14 protein-coding genes are annotated in these 18,666 nt (G+C 73.1%); 10 read left to right on the plus strand and 4 right to left on the minus strand.

Features of this window, described 5'->3' with window-relative positions; translation table 11 throughout:
* The first annotated feature begins 7 nt into the window (after positions 1–7).
* Genes ACIDOF_RS17290 through ACIDOF_RS17310 form a run of 5 tightly spaced genes read left to right on the plus strand, consistent with a single transcriptional unit; the run spans position 8 to position 4,284 of the window.
* Positions 8–1,360: an enolase C-terminal domain-like protein gene (locus tag ACIDOF_RS17290; RefSeq protein WP_409006776.1), complete on the plus strand. Its 1,353-nt coding sequence runs from the start codon at positions 8–10 to the stop codon at positions 1,358–1,360.
* The gene (locus tag ACIDOF_RS17295; RefSeq protein ID WP_409006777.1) at positions 1,357–2,130 is read left to right on the plus strand and encodes an SDR family NAD(P)-dependent oxidoreductase; all 774 of its coding nucleotides are present in this window, start codon (positions 1,357–1,359) and stop codon (positions 2,128–2,130) included. Before ACIDOF_RS17290 ends, ACIDOF_RS17295 begins: the two co-directional genes overlap by 4 nt.
* Complete coding sequence (locus tag ACIDOF_RS17300) at positions 2,127–3,125, plus strand: aldo/keto reductase (RefSeq protein WP_409006778.1); 999 nt, start codon at positions 2,127–2,129, stop codon at positions 3,123–3,125. The genes ACIDOF_RS17295 and ACIDOF_RS17300 overlap by 4 nt, the downstream gene beginning before the upstream one ends.
* On the plus strand, positions 3,122–3,436 hold the full coding sequence (locus ACIDOF_RS17305) for an L-rhamnose mutarotase (protein WP_409006779.1): 315 nt from the start codon (positions 3,122–3,124) through the stop codon (positions 3,434–3,436). The genes ACIDOF_RS17300 and ACIDOF_RS17305 overlap by 4 nt, the downstream gene beginning before the upstream one ends.
* A complete protein-coding gene (locus tag ACIDOF_RS17310) occupies positions 3,421–4,284 on the plus strand; it encodes an amidohydrolase family protein (protein WP_409006780.1) in 864 nt (287 codons plus the stop codon). Before ACIDOF_RS17305 ends, ACIDOF_RS17310 begins: the two co-directional genes overlap by 16 nt.
* Here ACIDOF_RS17310 and ACIDOF_RS17315 read toward each other — a convergent pair.
* Entirely contained in the window at positions 4,272–5,708 is a 1,437-nt protein-coding gene (locus ACIDOF_RS17315; protein ID WP_409006781.1) for a lipase maturation factor family protein, read from the minus strand. The genes ACIDOF_RS17310 and ACIDOF_RS17315 overlap by 13 nt on opposite strands.
* Before the next feature lie 217 nt (positions 5,709–5,925).
* Between ACIDOF_RS17315 and ACIDOF_RS17320 the strand changes: the two genes are divergently transcribed.
* From ACIDOF_RS17320 to ACIDOF_RS17330, 3 genes are all read left to right on the plus strand, one after another.
* A complete protein-coding gene (locus tag ACIDOF_RS17320) occupies positions 5,926–6,933 on the plus strand; it encodes a DUF6777 domain-containing protein (RefSeq protein WP_409006782.1) in 1,008 nt (335 codons plus the stop codon).
* Between the two features lie 416 nt (positions 6,934–7,349).
* The gene (locus ACIDOF_RS17325) at positions 7,350–9,449 is read left to right on the plus strand and encodes a SpoIIE family protein phosphatase (RefSeq protein WP_409006783.1); all 2,100 of its coding nucleotides are present in this window, start codon (positions 7,350–7,352) and stop codon (positions 9,447–9,449) included.
* Between the two features lie 23 nt (positions 9,450–9,472).
* Entirely contained in the window at positions 9,473–10,336 is an 864-nt protein-coding gene (locus ACIDOF_RS17330) for an Fpg/Nei family DNA glycosylase (RefSeq protein WP_409006784.1), read from the plus strand.
* A gap of 49 nt (positions 10,337–10,385) precedes the next feature.
* Here ACIDOF_RS17330 and ACIDOF_RS17335 read toward each other — a convergent pair whose 3' ends face one another.
* The gene (locus ACIDOF_RS17335) at positions 10,386–10,892 is read right to left on the minus strand and encodes a hypothetical protein (protein ID WP_409006785.1); all 507 of its coding nucleotides are present in this window, start codon (positions 10,890–10,892) and stop codon (positions 10,386–10,388) included.
* A gap of 478 nt (positions 10,893–11,370) precedes the next feature.
* On the opposite strand from ACIDOF_RS17335, the gene ACIDOF_RS17340 reads away from it, so the two are divergent.
* Complete coding sequence (locus tag ACIDOF_RS17340; RefSeq protein ID WP_409006786.1) at positions 11,371–12,567, plus strand: CapA family protein; 1,197 nt, start codon at positions 11,371–11,373, stop codon at positions 12,565–12,567.
* Positions 12,568–12,710: 143 nt separating this feature from the next.
* Here the strand turns inward: ACIDOF_RS17340 and ACIDOF_RS17345 are convergent, their stop codons facing one another.
* Positions 12,711–14,147, minus strand: a complete 1,437-nt coding sequence (locus tag ACIDOF_RS17345) for an amino acid permease (RefSeq protein WP_409006787.1) — start codon at positions 14,145–14,147, stop codon at positions 12,711–12,713.
* A gap of 101 nt (positions 14,148–14,248) precedes the next feature.
* The gene (locus ACIDOF_RS17350; RefSeq protein WP_409006788.1) at positions 14,249–14,713 is read right to left on the minus strand and encodes a universal stress protein; all 465 of its coding nucleotides are present in this window, start codon (positions 14,711–14,713) and stop codon (positions 14,249–14,251) included.
* A gap of 619 nt (positions 14,714–15,332) precedes the next feature.
* On the opposite strand from ACIDOF_RS17350, the gene lysX reads away from it, so the two are divergent.
* Positions 15,333–18,650 carry a bifunctional lysylphosphatidylglycerol synthetase/lysine--tRNA ligase LysX gene (gene lysX / locus ACIDOF_RS17355; protein ID WP_409006789.1) on the plus strand — a complete coding sequence of 1,106 codons (3,318 nt, stop codon included), beginning with the start codon at positions 15,333–15,335 and terminating at the stop codon, positions 18,648–18,650.
* The last annotated feature ends 16 nt before the right edge of the window (positions 18,651–18,666 follow it).

The following is an 18,666-nucleotide window of genomic DNA, read 5'->3' on the forward strand; positions in this document are numbered from 1 at the left end:
GCACCCTGTGGCAGCAACTGCGCCTCGTATCACGGCGGTTGACACGTACGACATCCGCTTCCCCACCTCCCGCGAGCTCGACGGATCCGACGCCATGAACCCCGACCCGGACTACTCGGCCGCGTACCTGGTGCTGCGCACCGACGCCGACGACGGGCACGAGGGGCACGGCTTCACGTTCACCATCGGCCGCGGCAACGACGTGCAGGTCGCCGCGATCGCCGCGCTGCGGCCGTACGTCGTCGGCCGCCCCGTCGACGCGCTCTGCGCCGACCCCGGCACCCTCAACCGCGACCTCGTCGGGGACAGCCAACTCCGCTGGCTGGGGCCGGAGAAGGGCGTGATGCACATGGCGATCGGCGCCGTCGTCAACGCCGTCTGGGACCTCGCCGCCAAACGCGCCCGCAAACCCCTCTGGCAGCACCTCGCCGACGCCGACCCGGAATGGCTCGTCTCCCAGGTCGACTTCCGCTACATCGCCGACGCCCTCACCCCCGAACGCGCCCTCGCCCTGCTCCGGGACGGCCGCGCGGGCGCACCGGAACGCGCGGCCCGCCTGCGCGCACGCGGCTACCCCGGCTACACCACCTCGCCCGGCTGGCTCGGCTACGACGACGCCAAGCTGACCCGGCTCGCCCGCCAGGCCGTCGCCGACGGGTTCACGCAGATCAAACTCAAGGTCGGCGCCGACCTGGACGACGACCTGCGCCGCCTTCGCGCCGCCCGCGCCGCCGTCGGCCCCGGCATCCGCATCGCCGTCGACGCCAACCAACGCTGGAACGTCGACGAGGCCGTCGCCTGGACCCGCGCCCTCGCACCCTTCGACCCGTACTGGATCGAGGAGCCCACCAGCCCCGACGACGTCCTCGGGCACGCCGCGATCCGCGAGCGCGTCGCCCCCGTACGCGTCGCCACCGGCGAACATGTGCAGAACCGCATCGTGTTCAAGCAGCTCCTGCAGGCCGGGGCGGTCGACGTGCTGCAGATCGACGCCGCGCGCGTCGGCGGCGTCAACGAGAACCTCGCGATCCTGCTGCTCGCCGCCCACTTCGACGTGCCGGTCTGCCCGCACGCCGGCGGCGTCGGCCTCTGCGAACTCGTCCAGCACCTCTCGATGTTCGACTACGTGGCCCTCACCGGCACCACCGAGAACCGCGTCATCGAGTACGTCGACCACCTCCACGAACACTTCGTCACCCCCGTCACCGTCCGCGACGGCCACTACGCCGCGCCCGCCGAACCCGGCTTCTCGGCCGCCATCCGCCCCGAGTCCCTCGCCAAGTACCGCTATCCCGACGGCAGTTACTGGTCCGACGCGCCGTCGGCACCCGACCCGCACGAGAAGGGAGCAGCCGCATGACCCACCCGACTCTCGCCGACTTCGCGGGCCGCAAGGCCCTCGTCACCGGCGGCGCCTCCGGCATCGGCCGGGCCACCGCCGAACTCCTCGCCGCGCGCGGCGCCCGCGTCACGGTCCTCGACCTCGACCCTTCGAGCGTCACGGGCAAGCTGCACGCCGTACGCGCCGACGTCACCGACGACACGTCCGTACGGGCCGCCGTGGCCGCCGCCGTGGAGGAGATGGGCGGGCTCGACGTCCTGGTCAACAACGCGGGCATCGGCGCACAGGGCACCGTCGAGGACCACGACGACGCCCAGTGGCAGCGCGTCCTCGACGTCAACGTCCTCGGCATCGTCCGCACCAGCCGCGCCGCCCTGCCCCATCTGCGGCGCTCCCGTGGCGGGGCGATCGTCAACACCTGCTCCATCGCCGCCACCGCGGGCCTGCCGCAGCGCGCCCTGTACAGCGCGTCCAAGGGCGCGGTGCTCTCCCTCACCCTCGCGATGGCCGCCGATCACGTACGGGAAGGGGTACGGGTCAACTGCGTCAACCCCGGCACCGTCGACACCCCCTGGATCGGCCGCCTCCTCGACGCGGCCCCCGACCCGGCGGCGGAACGCGCCGCCCTGGAGGCCCGCCAGCCCACCGGCAGACTGGTCACGGCCGACGAAGTGGCCACCGCCATCTGCTACTTGGCCGGCCCGGCCGCAGGAGCCACCACAGGCACGGCACTGGCCGTGGACGGCGGCATGCAGGGCCTACGCCTACGCCCGGAGCAGAAGCGGTGACCGGCCGGGAACTCGACGCCCCCGGCCCCGTCTCCGGGCTGGACCGGCTCGCTCTGGGTGGTGCCGCGCTCGGGAATCTCTTCCGGGGCGCCTCCGACGAGGTCGCCCGCGCGACCGTCGACGCGGCCTGGGGGCTCGGTGTCCGCAGGTTCGACACCGCGCCGCACTACGGGCTCGGTCTGTCCGAGCGTCGGCTGGGGGCCGCCCTCCGGGACCGGCCCCGCGCCGCGTACACCCTGTCCACCAAGGTCGGCCGGCTGCTGCTCCCCGACCCGCGTCCCGGGGACGACCTCGCGGACGGGTTCGCCGTGCCCGCCACCCATCGCCGGGTCTGGGACTTCAGTGCCGACGGCGTCCGCCGCTCCCTGGAGGAGAGCCTGGAGCGCCTCGGCCTCGACCGCGTCGACACCGTCTACCTGCACGACCCCGACGACCACGCCGAACAGGCCTTCCGCGAGGGCTACCCGGCGCTCGAACGGCTGCGCGCCGAGGGCACGGTGGCGCGGATCGGCGCGGGCATGAACCAGTCCGCGATGCTCGCCCGGTTCGTCCGGGACACCGACGTCGACGAGGTGCTGTGCGCGGGCCGCTACACCCTCCTCGACCAGAGCGCCGCCGCCGACCTCCTGCCCGCCGCCCACGCCCGCGGCACGTCCGTCGTCCTCGGCGGCGTCTTCAACTCCGGCCTGCTCGCCGACCCCGGCCCGGACGCCACGTACGACTACGCGCAGGCGCCGCCCGAACTCCTCGCCAGGGCACGGAAGTTGAGTGAACTGGCCGGGCGGTACGGGCTCACGCTTCGGGCCGCCGCGCTCGCCTTCCCGCGCGCCCACCCGGCCGTGACGACCGTGCTAGTCGGCGCCCGCACACCCGAGGAGGTCCGGGACGCGGTGGCGCAGGCGAGCAGCCGCGTACCCGACGACTACTGGAAGGAGGCACGCGCCGAGGGCCTGCTCCCGGAGGGCGTGCCCGTACCCACAGGGGAGCCGTCATGAGAGTCGCCCTGCACACCAAGGTCCGCGCCGACCGCGTCGCGGAGTACGACGCCGCACACCGCGAGGTGCCGCCCGAACTCGTCCGCGCCATTCGCGCCGCCGGGGCGCGACAGTGGACGATCTGGCGCAGCGGCACCGACCTCTTCCACCTGATCGACTGCGAGGACTACGCCCGCCTGCTCGCCGAGCTCGAAACCCTCCCCGTCAACATGGCCTGGCAGGCCCGCATGGCCGAACTCCTCGACGTCACCCACGACTACTCCGCCGAGGGCGCCGCGGCCGGCCTCCCCGTCGTATGGGAGCTGCCGTGAGCGCGCCCGGTGCGATCGACGCCCACCACCACGTCTGGGACCTCGCAGTCCGCGACCAGGACTGGATCACTGGCCCCGAACTCGCCCCCATACGAAGAGACTTCACGCTCGACGACCTCGCGCCCGAGGCCCGCGCGGCCGGGGTGGCGTCGACCGTGGTCGTGCAGACCGTCACCGTCGCCGAGGAGACCCCGGAACTCCTCGCCCTGGCCGACCGCTCCGAGCTGGTCGCGGGCGTCGTCGGCTGGACCGACCTGACGGCCCCCGACGTCGTCGACGAGCTGGCCCGGCTGCGCCAACTCCCCGGCGGGCAGCGGCTCGTGGGCATCCGCCACCAGGTGCAGGGCGAACCCGACCCGGAGTGGCTGCTGCGGCCCGATGTCCACCGCGGCCTCGAAGCGGTGGCCGCGGCGGGCCTCGCGTACGACCTCGTCGTCCTGCCGCACCAGCTCGACGCCTGCGTACGCGCCGCCGCCGCGCACCCCCGACTCACCTTCGTGCTCGACCACTTGGGCAAGCCCCCGATCGCCTCCGGCGGGTACGAGCCGTGGGCCGTGCGGTTCGCCGCGCTCGCCGCGCTGCCCAACACCGTGGCGAAGCTGTCCGGACTGGTCACCGAGGCCGACTGGACGGACTGGACCCCGCAGGCGCTGCGCCCGTACACCGACGCCGCGCTCACCGCCTTCGGCCCGCACCGGCTGATGTTCGGCTCGGACTGGCCGGTGTGCACGCTGGCCGCCACGTACGGTCAAGTCGTCGACATGGCACGGGAGTTGACCGCCGAGCTGAGCGGTGACGAGCAAACCCGGATCTTCTCCGGCACCGCCGCCCGTGTCTACCGGCTCTGATCGGCGGGCGTGTCGAGCCGGGTCGGCGGCCAGAACTCGCGCACATATGTCCGGTGCCACCACGCCCCGGTCTCGCGCAGCTCGCGCCACGTGGTGTAGCGGTAGCGGTACAGCCGGGCCCGGACGTACGTCGGCGGCTCGTCCGGGAACGGGTTGTGGCGCAGCAGCCGCAGCGTGTCCGGGTCGTTGACGAGCAGCCGCTCCAGGAACGGCCCGAACCACGAGCGGGCGTACGCGGGGGAGAGCCCGGCGAACCACATCAGCCAGTCGAGCCGCAGATGGTACGGCGCGAACTGCCGTGGCAGCCGCCGCAGTTCACCCGGCTTGCCCTTGAAGCCGTACTCCCGCCAGGCCGAGCCGTCCACCGACGGCACCCGCTCCGTCGTCCCCTCGACGACCACCTCGGTCCGCACCCGGCCGATGCTGCCGAAGGCGCCGTACGTATTGACCAGGTGCAGCGGGTCGAACGAGGTGTTCATGACCTGCCCTCGGGACAGCAGGTTGCGCACCGGGTGGTAGCTGAGCGCGGCCACCAGACACGTCACCGCGACGACCACGACCACGTACCAGAGCGGGGTGTCCGGGAACGCGGGCGGCGGGCCGTCGGACAGCGCCGCCCAGTCGATCGCGGACAGGGCGAGCGTCACCGTCAGCCAGTTCAGCCACGAGAAGTTGCCCGACAGAATCAGCCACAACTGCGTCAGCACCATCAGCCCCGCGCCGACGCCCGCCACCGGCTGCGGCGTGAACAGCAGGAACGGGACGACGAGTTGGGTGACATGGTTGGCCGCCACCTCCACCCGGTGCAGCGGCCGCGGCAGGTGGTGGAAGAACCAGCTCAGCGGGCCCGGCATCGGCTGCGTCTCGTGGTGGTAGTAGAGGCAGGTCAGATCGCGCCAGCAGCGGTCGCCGCGCATCTTGATGAGCCCGGCCCCGAACTCCACCCGGAACAGCACCCAGCGCAGCAGGAACAGCACCAGCACCGGCGGGCCCACCTCGTCGTTGCCGAGGAACACCGCGAGGAAGCCGACCTCCAGGAGCAGCGACTCCCAGCCGAAGCCGTACCAGGTCTGCCCGACGTTCACGATCGACAGATACAGCGCCCACGGCACCAGCCACGCCGCCATCGCCGCCCACAGCGGCAGCAGCCCGTCCGCGCCCGCGAGCAGCGCCGCCGACCAGAGCACACCGGTCCACGCGGTGAGCGCGAACAGGCGGTCGGAGTACCGCAGTTGGAACAGGCTCGGCGCCCGCTTCCACGGCACCCGCGCCACGAACCGCGGCACCGGCAGCATGCCGCGCTCCCCGATCAGCGCCCGGAACTGCAGCGCCGCCGTGAGGAACGCGACCAGGTACACGGCGGCCAGGGCCCGCTGGAACACCAGGCGGGCGAGCCAGTAGCCGGGCTCCGTGAACCATTCCACGCCCCCATTGTGGCCCCGTACCGCCGCGTACGGCTCGGCCGGCGCCTGAGGCCGGTGCTCGGCTTGCGGGGACTTGCCGCCGCCCGCAGACAATGAGGGACGAAATGCCCGGAAACAGGCGGGAGTAACTGGCGTGTACCGAACGACCAGGCGCTATGCAACGGCCTTCGCGATATCCGCGGCCCTCCTGGTCGCAGGCTGTTCCAGCAGCGGCGAGATGAGAACCACGGCGGCCGAACCCGAGGAGGAGGTCTTCCTCCAGCCCGTCGCCGCGGAGGGCCCCGACCCCTTCACCGAGTCCACCTCGAAGGCGACCGAGACCCCGCCGCCCGTCACCCGTTCGCCGGAACCGGTGCCGACCGGCGGCCAGGACGACGAACAGGACGGCGCCCGCACGGTCTCCGGCGGCACGCCGGGCCTGTACGGCGGTACGAAGGACGCGGCCAGCTGCGACGTCGAGAAGCAGATCGACTTCCTCACGGCCAACCGCGACAAGGAGCGGGCGTTCGCCGACACCGTGGGCGTCGCCCCGGACGGCGTGCCCCGCTATCTGCGCGGGCTCACCGCCGTACAGCTGCGCGCCGACACCCGCGTCACCAACCACGGCTTCAAGGACGGGCGCGCCAACGCGTACCAGTCGGTGCTGCAGGCCGGTACGGCCGTCATGGTCGACAACAGGGGTGTGCCGAGGGTGCGTTGCTCCTGCGGCAACCCGCTGACCCCGCCGGCGGCGCTCAAGTCGAACGCCAAGCAGCGCGGGAAGCCGTGGCCCGGCTACCAGCCCACGAAGGTCGTCGTGGTCAAGCCCGCGCCGACGGTGATCACCAACATCACGATCATCAACATCACCAACAACACGTGGATCGAGCGGCCCACCGGGCACGACGGCAAGGACAAGGTCGTGCCGCGTCCGAAGCCCAGTCCGACGTCGCCCTCCCCCACGTCCCCGTCGCCGACCTCGCCGTCCCCCACGTCCCCGTCGCCGACGTCCCCGTCTCCGACCTCGCCCTCGCCCAGCCCGAGCGAGTCGTGCCCGACGGACCCGGCGCCCGACGCGGACGTCCCGCCGGGGTGCCCGGCGCCGCCCGAGAGCAGTCCGGCGGAGCCGAGCCCTCAGGAGCCGAGCCCGGAGGGGCCGACGGAGTCCGTGCCGGGGGAGTCGACGCCGGAGCAGATGCCGGACCAGGAGCAGCAGGACGCTCCGGACCAGGCCGTCAACGGCTGACCGGCTGACCCCCGCGGGGGCTCCGCCCCCGGGACCCCCGGCTCCTCAGTCGCCGGAGCGGCTCCCGGGGGCCGTCGTCCGGCTTTCCCGCCGTCGTGGTCGCTCGTCGCTCGCGCAGTTCCCCGCGCCCCTGATCAGGGGCTCCGCCCCTGCCCACAGCGGGGCAGCGTGCCCTGAAAGGGGCGCGGGGAACTGCGCGCGCAACCACGACGGCGCCGCAGACGAACGACCCCCCCCGCCGGAGGCCGGCGGCGCAGCAGCCGGTCGTACACCGCCGGAGGCTTTCGGGCAGGGGCGGGGAGGGGACTCGACCGAGCTCGAAGGGCGAGACGAGCCCCGCGCCCCAAGCCCCACCCTCTCCGGGAGGAACACCCCCGAGACATGAGAAAACCCCCGACTAATGACAAAGTGGGCCCATGGTCGATCAGGGTGCCGCCCACGCCGGAGGCGACCGGCAGGCCGACCGCACTGCCCTGTCGCCGCCCGCGGACTGGCCTGCCCGCCCCGACCCGATCCTCGCCCTCAACCAGCTCGGCACCTTCGACTGGGACCTGGACACCGGCCTGATGCACATGGACGCGAGGGCGCACGAGGTCTTCGACATCGGGCAGGACGAGTACGACGACCACCCCGAGACCCTCGCGAGCCGCGTCCCGTCCGCCGAGGGGCAGCGCCTTGACGCGATCGTCGCGCAGGCCCTGAAGGACGGCAGCGAGAACTACGGCACGTACTTCCGGGTCCGCCGCCGCGACGGCAGCCTGCTGTGGACGCACACCCAGGGCTACATCCGCCGCGACGAGACGGGCCGCCCGCGCCGCATCATCGGCGTCGTCCGGGACGCCACGCAGGAGCTCAGCGACACCCGCGTACGGATGCTGCGGGACGCGGAGACGCGGCGGCTGACCAGCGTCGTGGAGGGCGCGACGGCGGCGCTCTCGTACGCCCGTACCGTCGACGACGTCATCGACGTCCTGAAGGACAACGAGGGCCTCACCCGCCTCGGCGCCGCCAGCCTCGTCATGGGCCTGGTCGAGGGCGGCCGGATCCACCTGGTCGCGGAGGGCGCCCCCGGCGCGTACGTGCCCGGCACCCGCTTCACCCGCATCGACGAGCCGTACCCGATGAGCGAGGTCGTGCGCACGCTCAGCCCGCTGTTCATCGAGACCCGCGACGAGTTCGCCGAGTCGTACCCGATCCTGTGGCCGCACATCCGGCATCTGCAGGTCACCTCGGCGGTCTATCTGCCGCTGATCGCGCAGGCCCGCCCGATCGGCGCGCTCGGGCTGCTCTACCGCGACAAGATCGGCTTCACCGCCGAGGACCGCAATCTGCTCGTCGCCCTGGCCAGCGGCATCGCCCAGAACCTGGCCCGCGCGATGCTGTACGAGCAGGACAAGGACCTCGCCCAGGGTCTCCAGCAGGCGATGCTGCCGCGCTCCATCCCCGCCGTGCCCGGCATGGACACCGCGGTGCGCTACCGCTCGGCGAAGCGCGGCCGGGACATCGGCGGCGACTGGTACGACCTGATCCAGCTGCCCGGCGGCCTGATCGGCGCGGTCATCGGCGACGTGCAGGGGCACGACACGCACGCCGCGTCCGTCATGGGCCAGCTGCGGATCGTGCTGCGCGCGTACGCCGCCGAGGGGCACACGCCCGCGACGGTGATGGCCCGCGCCTCGGTGTTCCTGCACGAGCTGGACACCGACCGCTTCGCGACCTGCCTGTACGCGCAGGTCGACCCGACGACCGGAGTCGTGCAGTTCGTCCGGGCCGGGCACATCGACCCGCTGATCCGGCGCATCGACGGCACCGCACGCCGTGTCCCCGTCGAGGGCGGTCTGCCGCTCGGTCTGTCCGCCGAGTTCGGGCGGATGGAGTACCCGGTCACGACCGTCGAACTCGACGCCGGCTACACGCTGTTGATGTGCACCGACGGCCTGGTCGAGGAGCCCGGCGCCGACCTGGACGACGGCATGCGGCGCCTGTCCCGGCAGATCTGGGCGGGCCCCCTCGACCTGGGCGACCTGGCGGACCGGCTGTGCGAGGCCGTCGAGGACCGGGAGGGCGTCGACGACGTGGCGCTGCTGCTGCTCCGCCGCCGCCTCAGCGACGCGCCCCGCTCCGGCGGCCGCCTCAAGGAGCACGTCGCCCCGAACGACCCGGACGCCCTCGCCGGCGCCCGCCACATGATCCGTGCCGCCGTCCGCGCCTGGGGTGCGGGGGAGCGGGCCGACGAGATCGAGCTGGTCGCCGACGAGCTGATCACCAACGCCCTGATGCACACCGACGGAGCCGCCGTCGTCACGCTCCGCGTGCTGTCCGCGGCCGACCGGCGGCTGCGCGTCGAGGTCGAGGACACCTCCAGCGCCCTGCCGCGCCGCCGCGAGGCCGGGGACTCCGGGGTGTCCGGGCGCGGACTGCTGCTCGTGGACCGGCTCGCCGACGTGTGGGGCGTGGAGCCGCGGGGCAGCGGCAAGTGCGTCTGGTGCGAGTTCATCGTCCCCGAGCGGGACTGACACTGCCGCGGAGGTGGACGGTCATGCCGGAACTGCCCGAGGTGGAGGCCCTGCGGGACTTCCTCGACGAGCACCTGGTGGGCCGCGCGATCGTGCGCGTCCTGCCCGTCGCGGTCAGCGTCCTCAAGACGTACGAGCCGCCGCTGACCGCGCTGGAGGGCAAGGAGGTCACCGCGGTCGCCCGGTACGGCAAGTTCCTCGCCGTGGCCACCGACGGCGGCCCGTACCTGGTCACGCATCTGGCCCGCGCGGGCTGGCTGCAGTGGAAGGACCGGCTCCCCGACGGCCCGCCCCGCCCCGGCAAGGGCCCGCTCGCGCTGCGCGTCGCCCTGGAGGACGGCTCGGGCTTCGACCTGACGGAGGCGGGCACGCAGAAACGCCTCGCCGTGTACGTCGTCGGCGACCCGGACGACGTCCCCGGCGTCGCCCGCCTCGGCCCCGACCCGCTCGCCCCCGACTTCGACCGGGCGGCGCTCGCGGCCCTGCTCGACGGTGAACGCCGAAGGATCAAGGGCGCGTTGCGCGACCAGAGCCTGATCGCCGGCATCGGCAACGCGTACAGCGACGAGATCCTGCACGCCGCGAAGATGTCCCCGTACAAACCGGCCGGGAGCCTGAGCGAGGCGGAGCTGACCGGCCTGTACGAGGCGCTGCGCGCCACCCTGACCGAGGCCGTGGAGCGCTCGCACGGGGTGGCGGCCGGGCGGCTCAAGGCGGAGAAGAAGAGCGGCCTGCGCGTGCACGGCCGGACCGGCGAGCCGTGCCCGGTGTGCGGGGACACGATCCGCGAGGTGTCGTTCAGCGACTCGTCGCTGCAGTACTGCCCGACCTGCCAGACGGGTGGCAAGCCGCTCGCGGACCGCCGGATGTCCCGCCTCCTGAAGTGAGCACCCGGCGATGCCCGGCGACGCCCGGCGGCGCCCGGTGGCCCGCCCGTCAGAACAGGTGGATCGCCAAGTGGCCGAGGGGTAAGCCGAGTTGCCAGGCCGGGGTCCACACCTGCGGGCCCTCCTCCTCGCGCCCGCCGCCCTCCAGGAGCGCCGCGTCCAGGTCGGGCGCGAGCAGCTCGGTCTCCTCCAGCCAGCGCCAGGCCGCCCGCGCCAGGTCCAGGTCGGCGTCCGCGCCGCCGGACGCGCGCGCCTCGGCCCGGAGCGCGGCCATGCGCGCCCGCACCCACTCCTCCCAGGCCCGGTCGTACGCGGTGAGGGAGAGCCAGTTCTCCAGCTGGGAGACGACCCGGATGCGGGACAGCTCGCGGTCCACGTCCGAGAGGAAGATCGTCAGTGCGAGGGCGTCCCGGCCCGCCCGGTACTCGAAGGACGTGGGCGGCATCAGGTCGCCGGTGCGCAGCAGTTCGTCGGCGATGTACTCGGCGTAGAGCCAGGCCATCGGCACGGTCAACTCGCCCTGGCCGTCGGCGCCGTTGGTGCTTCTGTGCGGCATCCTGATCGCCTTCCTCAGGTCTCCTCCGGTGTCTCCGGACCGTGCGCGGGCGAGACCTCCCGCCCTTGCACCGCTGTACGGACGGGAACAGCCGATTACTCGACGCGGCAGCGAGCAAGGGGTTTTACGGAGGCTTGACCGGGCCGCCGGTTTCGCCGCTGGTCGTGGGCCGCCCGAAAGGGTCACGCGGTGCCCGCTTCGCTGCCGTGCGCGCACCGGTCCGCGCGCACGGCACCACACGGTACCGGGCCCGCGCGGGTCCGGCGCCCCCGGACCGCTTCGTCTACGACAGGCGCGCGGTGCGGAGTGGACACCGGCCGTGCGTCCCGTACCGGCGCCTGACGCGCCGCCAGGTGCCGCGCAGCTGAGGGGACTTGAGGGGCCGTCAGGGCGTACGCCGGTATTGCGGCTTGAATTGCGATATGCGTCGAATGTGGATTCGGGAGGGTCACACCCCACCGACCCGGGAGCCCACCCCATGCACCACCCCATGCGCCACCCCGTCCGCAGAAGAGCCGCCGCCCTCGCCGCCCTCCTCCTCGCCGCCACCGCCTGCACCGCCGAGCAGCCGCACCCGACCACCGCACTCGGCACCCGGAAGCCCACCGGCACGCCGACCCCGTCCGTGACCCCGAAGTCCGGGCCCGCCGGGGGAGGGGCGCGAGCGCGCGGCTTCACGCTCGCCGCGAGCGGCGACGTCCTCCCGCACGACTCGATCATCCGGCAGGCCGCCGCCGACGCGGACGGCGACGGCTACGACTTCCGCAAGATGTTCGCCGCGGCCCGCCCCGTGATCTCCAAGGCCGACCTGGCCCTCTGCCACATGGAGACCGTCTACGGCGAGAAGGGCGACTACAGCGGCTACCCCGCCTTCAAGTCCCCGCCCCAGGTCGCCCGCGCCCTCGCCGACACCGGCTACGACGGCTGCTCCACGGCCTCCAACCACACCCTCGACGACGGCGCCGACGGCATCGAGCGCACCCTCGACGCCATGGACGAGGCGGGCCTGAAGCACGCCGGTTCGGCCCGTACGGCGAAGGAGGCGCGGACGCCGGTGATGCTGCGGGCGGGCGGCGCGAAGGTCGCCCACATCGCCGCCACCTACGGCACCAACGGCTACCCGCTCCCCGCGGGCAGGCCGTGGGCGGTCGACCTGCTCGACACCGACAAGGTGATCGCGAAGGCCCGCGCGGCGCGCAGGGCGGGCGCCGACGTCGTCGTGCTCTCCCCGCACTGGGGCACCGAGTGGCAGGACGCGCCGGACGCCCGACAGCTGCGCCTGGCAAGGGAGTTGACCGCCTCGCGCACCGCGGGCCGCCCCGACATCGACCTCGTCATCGGCACCCACGCGCACGTCCCGCAGGCGTACGAGAAGGTCAACGGGACCTGGGTGGTGTACGGCCTGGGCGACCAGCTCGCCGGGGAGATGGTCAACCACGAGGGCGAGCGGGACCCGCGCGGCAACCAGTCGACGATCGGCCGTTTCACCTTCGTGCCGCCGAAGAAGGCCGGCGGGCGGTGGCAGGTGGCGCGCGCCGAGTTCGTGCCGCAGTACTTCGACCCGGACACGGCGCGCGGGGCGGACCTCGACGAGCACGAGGAGACGCGGGACCGCATCCGGCGGGTCGCCCTCAGCCGGGGCGCGGGCAAGCAGGGCTTGAGGGAGGCGGAGTAGCCCCCGAAGGGGCGCGGGGCTGTGACATCAGCGGCTCCGCCGCGGGGCGCGACAAGCCGGCGCGGCGCCGCAGACGAAACGCGGCGCCGCAGGTCTGTCGGGGAGGGGCGGGGAGGGGAGGAGAGGGGAGGAGAGGGGAGAGATCAGCCCTTGTCCGCCGGGAGGTCCCCGGACCCCTCGCGCGCCAGGTTCGACTTCCGGTACGAGTACGCGAAGTACACGACCAGGCCGATCCCGAACCACACCGCGAACCGCGCCCACGTCTGCCACTGCAGGAACGTGATCAGCCAGAGCGAGAAGATCACGCCGATCGCGGGCACCACCGGCATCCCCGGGCACTTGAAGGAGCGCGGCAGGTCCGGCTGCCGGTAGCGGAGCACGATGACCGCGACGCACACCACGACGAACGCCAACAGGATCCCGATGTTGGTGAGTTCGGCCGCCTCGCCGATCGGCATGAACCCGGCGATCGCCGCCGAGAGCACGCCGACGATCCAGGTGACGCGGGTCGGCACGTGCCGCGTCGGGTGGGTCTTGGCGAACCAGTGCGGCAGCAGCCCGTCCCGGCTCATCGAGAACCAGACGCGGGTCACGCCCAGCATGAACGTGAACATCACGGTGAGGATGCCGATGATCGCGCCGATCGCGATCACGTTGGCGAGCCCGCCGAGGCCCACCGACTCGAAGGCCGTGGAGAAGCCGCTCTCCTTGTCGACCTCCTTGTAGTTCTGCATGCCGGTCAGGACCAGGCAGGCGAGCACGTACAGCACCATCGAGATGGCCAGCGAGTAGACGATCGCCTTCGGCATGTGCTTCTGCGAGTCCTTGGACTCCTCGGCCGCCGTCGACATCGCGTCGTACCCGAACACCGCGAAGAACACCGTCGCCGCACCCGTGAACGCGCCGCCGATGCCGTACGGGAAGAACGGGTTGTAGTTGGCGGTGTCGATGTGGAAGACGCCGACCGCGATCACCAGGAGCACCACGAGCACCTTCAGGACCACGACGACGGTCTCGAAGCGCGCCGCGTTCTTGATGCCGAGCGTCAGCAGGTACGCGATGAACAGGCACAGCACCACCGCGAACAGGTCGACCTTGTGCCCCTCGCCCGTCCCCGGCGCCCCCAGCATCCAGGCGGGCAGCTCGGCGCCCAACGCCTCGACGAGGAAGCCGAAGTAGCCGGAGATGCCGATCGCGACCACCGCCACGATCGCCGTGTACTCCAGGAGCAGGTCCCAGCCGATGAACCAGCCGGCCAGCTCGCCGAGCACCGCGTACCCGTACGTGTAGGCGGAGCCCGCCTTCGGGATCATGCCCGCGAACTCGGCGTACGAGAACGCCGCGGCGGCGCTTGCGATGCCGGCGATCAGGAACGAGACGAGGACGGCGGGGCCGGCGGTGCCGTTGGCGACGGCGCCGGCGAGGCTGAAGATGCCCGCGCCGATGATGCCGCCGACGCCGATCGCGGTGAGCTGCCACAGGCCCAGCGTCTTGCTCAGCTGCTCTGTGGGCGCGCCCTCCTCGATCTGCTCGATCGGCTTGCGGCGCAGAATGCCCTGTCCCGTGCGTAGCCCAGCCATGTGCCTCACCTCGTCGTGGACGGCAGTGGGTGATGGGCGATCATGATGGCCGAGATGCGCCCTTTGCGGAAGACGGGGAGCGCCTCACGCCTGCGTTGGAGTCACGGCACCACTGTGACGGGCCAGCGGCCCGCCTTGACCAGACGCACCGCCACCGAGCCGACGAGCCGGTGCCCGGCCTGCTCGGACGCGCCGACCACGACCGCGTCGGCCTTGAGCTGGTCGGCCGCCTCGACCAGGCCGTTGTACGGGTCGCCGCGGAAGGTGTGGAACTCCCAGCGGACGTTGTCGTATATGTGCCGCACCCGCTCGGCCGCCTCCCGGATCTCCCGGATCAGCGACTCGGCGACCTCGTCCGTGGTGCCCGCGACCGGTGCGCCGAGCGCGGCGCCCGCCGTCATCACCGGCTGCACGTAGACCACCGCGAGCAGCGCCCGCTGCCGCCGAGCGAGCCCCGCGGCGTACGCGGCCGCACGCAGCGACGAGTCGGAGCCGTCGCAGCCGACGACGATCACCTTGGGGCCGTCGGTGCCCCGCTCGAACTGGTGGGACTGGTGTTCCGTCACCCCCAAAGGCTAGCCCCAGCCCTCCCCGGACGACTGCCCCGTCCCCTTGCCCGGAGACTCGGGCCTGCGGTGTGTCTCCACGGCGGCCCGTCCGGCCCGTACCCGGCCCAGCCTGGCAGGCCGGGCTGGGCGGTGCGGACCTCGGCGAGGGCGTGGGGGCAAGCGCTGTCCGACCTCCACGGGCCGCAGGTCCGCCCGCCGGGCGGAGCCGCAGGAGCGACCCGTCGGGTGGCCCTGCGCCCCGTGCCCGGCCCGGCAGGCGTCAACTCTGGCCCCGGCAGGGCCTGCCGGGCTCGCGCGAGCCCACGGCCCGGCCCAGCAACCCGGCCGTCTGCCCGCCGCCACCGGCCCCGGCCCGCCTGCTCCGGCCGGGCCACCTCTCGACCCAGCCGCCTGCCCGAGCGCGCCCCGGCCTGGCAGCGCCTGCCGCCGACCCCGTCCAGGTGACGCCCGCCCGAGCCCCGGCCGGTGACGCCGCCCGCCTGCGCCGCCCACACCCCCGGGTGCCGCGCCACGCCCTCCTCCGGCCCGTCCCCGCGCCCGCCTGCCCCGCCCCGGCATGCCCCCCAAGAGATCAGCTCGACGGGCAGGGTGGCCGGGGCGTTTTTAGAGTCGGGGCATGAGTGCCAGCGTGGAGGAGTCCGGGGCCGCGATAGCCGGTAGTGGTGGGGCGGTGTCGCGGCGGGCGGGGTTCCTGGGGCGTGTGCCCGACGGGTTCGCCGCGTTCTTCGCACTGCTCGGCGGCTACTGCGTGCTGATCGCCGTGATCCCGCCGCTGCGTCGGCTGCTCCGCCCGGTGTCCCGCGCCCTGGACACGGCGACGGTGCCGGTCAGCGCGAACCTCGCGTACGCGGTGTTCCTGTTCCTGCTCGCCGCGGCCTGCGCGTCCCGCAAGACGATCGCCTGGCGGCTCGTGGTCGCGTACCTCTCGCTGCTGATCATCGTGGACGGCGTCGCCATCGCCCTCGGCGAGGTCGCGGCGGCGCTGCCCTCGGCGATCGTGTGCGGACTCGCGCTGCTCCTCCTCGTCCTCGCCCACCGGGAGTTCTACGCCGACGCCCGGCGCGGCGCGTTCCTGCGGGCCCTCGGCGCGCTCGTCGTGTGCCTCGCCGTCTCCACGCTCGTCGGCTGGGGCCTGGTCGAGCTGTTCCCCGGCAGCCTGGAGCGGGGGCAGCGGCTGCTGTGGGCGGTGACCCGGGTCTGCGGCGGCACCGTCGAGGCCAGCCACTTCGACGGCACCCCGCCGCGCCCCGTCCACTTCCTCCTCGGCCTGTTCGGCGCCCTGTCGCTGCTGTACGCGGTGTACGTGCTGTTCCGCTCGCAGCGCATGGACGCCGCCCTGCACGGCGACGAGGAGCCCCGCATCCGCGCCCTCCTCGGCGCGTACGGCGAACAGGACTCGCTCGGTTACTTCGCCACCCGCCGCGACAAGGCCGTCGTGTTCTCGCCGAGCGGCAAGGCGGCCGTCACCTACCGCGTCGAGGCCGGTGTGTGCCTGGCCAGCGGCGACCCGGTGGGGGACACCGGCGCCTGGGACCAGGCCGTCGAGCAGTGGCTGGCCGTCGCCCGCCGGTACGCGTGGGCGCCCGCCGTGATGGGCGCGTCCGAGGAGGGCGCCAAGGCCTACGCGCGGCACGGCCTCGGCGCGCTGCAGCTCGGCGACGAGGCGATCCTGCACGTGCCGCGGTTCGACCTCGACGGGCGGGACATGCGCGTCACCCGGCAGGCCGTCAACCGGGTCCGGCGCACCGGCGCGACCTGCCGTATCCGCCGCCACTCCGCCCTGTCCGACGCGGAGATGGAGGAGATCGTCGACAAGGCCGACGCCTGGCGCGACACCGAGACCGAGCGCGGCTTCTCCATGGCCCTGGACCGCCTCGGCGACCCGCAGGACGGCGACTGCCTGCTCGTCGAGTGCCACGACGCGAACGGCCGCCTGCTCGCCCTGCTCTCGTTCGTGCCGTGGGGCAGGGACGGCATCTCCCTCGACCTGATGCGCCGCGACCGCACGGCGCCCAACGGGGTCATGGAGTTCATGGTCGCCGAACTCTGCGCCACCGTGGGGAAGTCGGGCGTACGCCGGGTCTCGCTGAACTTCGCCGTGTTCCGTTCCGTCTTCGAGGAGGGCGCGCGGATCGGCGCAGGGCCCGTGCTCCGGCTGTGGCGCCGGCTGCTGCTGTTCTTCTCCAAGTGGTGGCAGCTGGAGGCCCTGTACCGCTCCAACGCCAAGTACGACCCCGAGTGGTACCCGCGCTACATCTGCTACGGCGACGCGGGCTCCCTCGCCCGGATCTCCCTGGCCTCCGGCATCGCCGAGGGCTTCGTCTCCGTGCCCAGCCTGCGCACCCTGTGGGGCAAGGGGCACCGCCCGGCGGCGCTCGTGCAGCCCGCCACCACGGAGGGCCTGCCGCCGATCGACCAACTCGGCCTGACCGCAGGGGAGTCGACGCCGACGGAACGGCTCCCGGAACAGGTCCGCGTCCGGCACCGCAAGCTGCGCCGCCTCCAGGACGAGGGCGTCGACCCGTACCCCGTCGGCGTCGCCCGGCGCACCCACACCCTCGCCGAGATCCGCACCGCCCACGCCGGCCTGCCCCCGGGCACGCGCACGGGCGAGCAGGTCACGGTCGCGGGCCGCGTCATGCTCGTACGGGACTTCGGAGGCGTCGTCTTCGCGGTGCTGCGGGACTGGTCGGGCGATCTGCAGCTCGCCCTCACCCGCGAACATCCCACGGCGCTCAGGGAGTTCACCACCCGCATCGACATCGGCGACCACATCACGGCCACCGGGGAGGTCGGCAGCTCGGACAAGGGCGAGCTGTCGGTGTTCGTCACCGGCTGGCAGCTGACCGGCAAGTGCCTGCGCCCGCTGCCCGACAAGCGCCGCGGCCTCGCCGACCCGGAGGCGAAGGTCCGCCGCCGGTACGTGGACCTCGTCGCCGACCCCGACGCCCGGGATGTCGTACGGCGCCGCTCCACCGCCGTACAGGCGCTGCGCCAGGGCCTGTTGGAGCGCGGCTACCTCGAGGTCGAGACGCCGATGCTGCAGCAGATCCACGGCGGCGCCAACGCCCGCCCGTTCACCACCCACATCAACGCCTACGACCTGGACCTGTATCTGCGGATCGCGCCCGAGCTGTATCTGAAGCGGCTGTGCGTGGGCGGCCTGGAGAAGGTCTTCGAGCTGGGCCGCACGTTCCGCAACGAGGGCGTCTCGTACAAGCACAACCCCGAGTTCACGATGCTGGAGGCCTACCAGGCGTTCGCCGACTACGACGTGATGCTCGACCTGACCCGCGAGCTGATCCAGAGCGCCGCCCGGGCCGCCTTCGGCCGCGAGGTGGCCCACCGGACGAACGCGGACGGCACGTTGGCCGAGCACGACATCTCGGGGGAGTGGCCGGTGAAGACGGTGTACGGCGCGATCTCGGAGGCCCTCGGCGAAGAGGTCACCGCCGACACGGAACTGCCCGCGCTGCGGCGGCTCTGCGACCGCGCCGGCGTCCCGTACACCCCGGACGACGGGCGCGGCGACGTGGTCCTGGAGATGTACGAGCGGCTGGTGGAGGAGCGAACCCAACTCCCCACGTTCTACAAGGACTTCCCGACCGACGTGTCCCCGCTGACCCGCCCCCACCGCACCGACCCGCGGCTCGCGGAACGCTGGGACCTGGTCGCGTTCGGCACCGAACTCGGCACCGCGTACTCGGAGTTGACCGACCCCGTCGAGCAGCGCCGCCGCCTCACCGCGCAGTCCCTGCTCGCGGCGGGCGGCGACCCGGAGGCGATGGAGCTCGACGAGGACTTCCTGGACGCCCTGGAGTACGCGATGCCCCCGACCGGCGGCCTCGGCATCGGCGTCGACCGCCTCGTCATGTTCCTCACCGGCCTCACCATCCGCGAGACCCTGCCGTTCCCGCTGGTACGGCGCCGCTGAAGGGCTCTCGGGGCGG

Source organism: Streptomyces sp. Da 82-17 (assembly GCF_046098215.1).
Classification (GTDB): domain Bacteria; phylum Actinomycetota; class Actinomycetes; order Streptomycetales; family Streptomycetaceae; genus Streptomyces.

Excerpts from the sequence above, each read along its gene's own strand:
- ACIDOF_RS17295 (WP_409006777.1), top strand. The coding sequence starts at position 1,357 with ATGACCCACCCGACTCTCGCCGACTTCGCGGGCCGCAAGGCCCTCGTC.
- ACIDOF_RS17305 (WP_409006779.1), top strand. The coding sequence starts at position 3,122 with ATGAGAGTCGCCCTGCACACCAAGGTCCGCGCCGACCGCGTCGCGGAG.
- ACIDOF_RS17310 (WP_409006780.1), top strand. The coding sequence starts at position 3,421 with ATGGGAGCTGCCGTGAGCGCGCCCGGTGCGATCGACGCCCACCACCAC.
- ACIDOF_RS17320 (WP_409006782.1), top strand. The coding sequence starts at position 5,926 with ATGAGAACCACGGCGGCCGAACCCGAGGAGGAGGTCTTCCTCCAGCCC.
- ACIDOF_RS17325 (WP_409006783.1), top strand. The coding sequence starts at position 7,350 with ATGGTCGATCAGGGTGCCGCCCACGCCGGAGGCGACCGGCAGGCCGAC.
- ACIDOF_RS17330 (WP_409006784.1), top strand. The coding sequence starts at position 9,473 with ATGCCGGAACTGCCCGAGGTGGAGGCCCTGCGGGACTTCCTCGACGAG.
- ACIDOF_RS17335 (WP_409006785.1), bottom strand. The coding sequence starts at position 10,892 with ATGCCGCACAGAAGCACCAACGGCGCCGACGGCCAGGGCGAGTTGACC.
- ACIDOF_RS17340 (WP_409006786.1), top strand. The coding sequence starts at position 11,371 with ATGCACCACCCCATGCGCCACCCCGTCCGCAGAAGAGCCGCCGCCCTC.
- ACIDOF_RS17345 (WP_409006787.1), bottom strand. The coding sequence starts at position 14,147 with ATGGCTGGGCTACGCACGGGACAGGGCATTCTGCGCCGCAAGCCGATC.
- lysX (WP_409006789.1), top strand. The coding sequence starts at position 15,333 with ATGAGTGCCAGCGTGGAGGAGTCCGGGGCCGCGATAGCCGGTAGTGGT.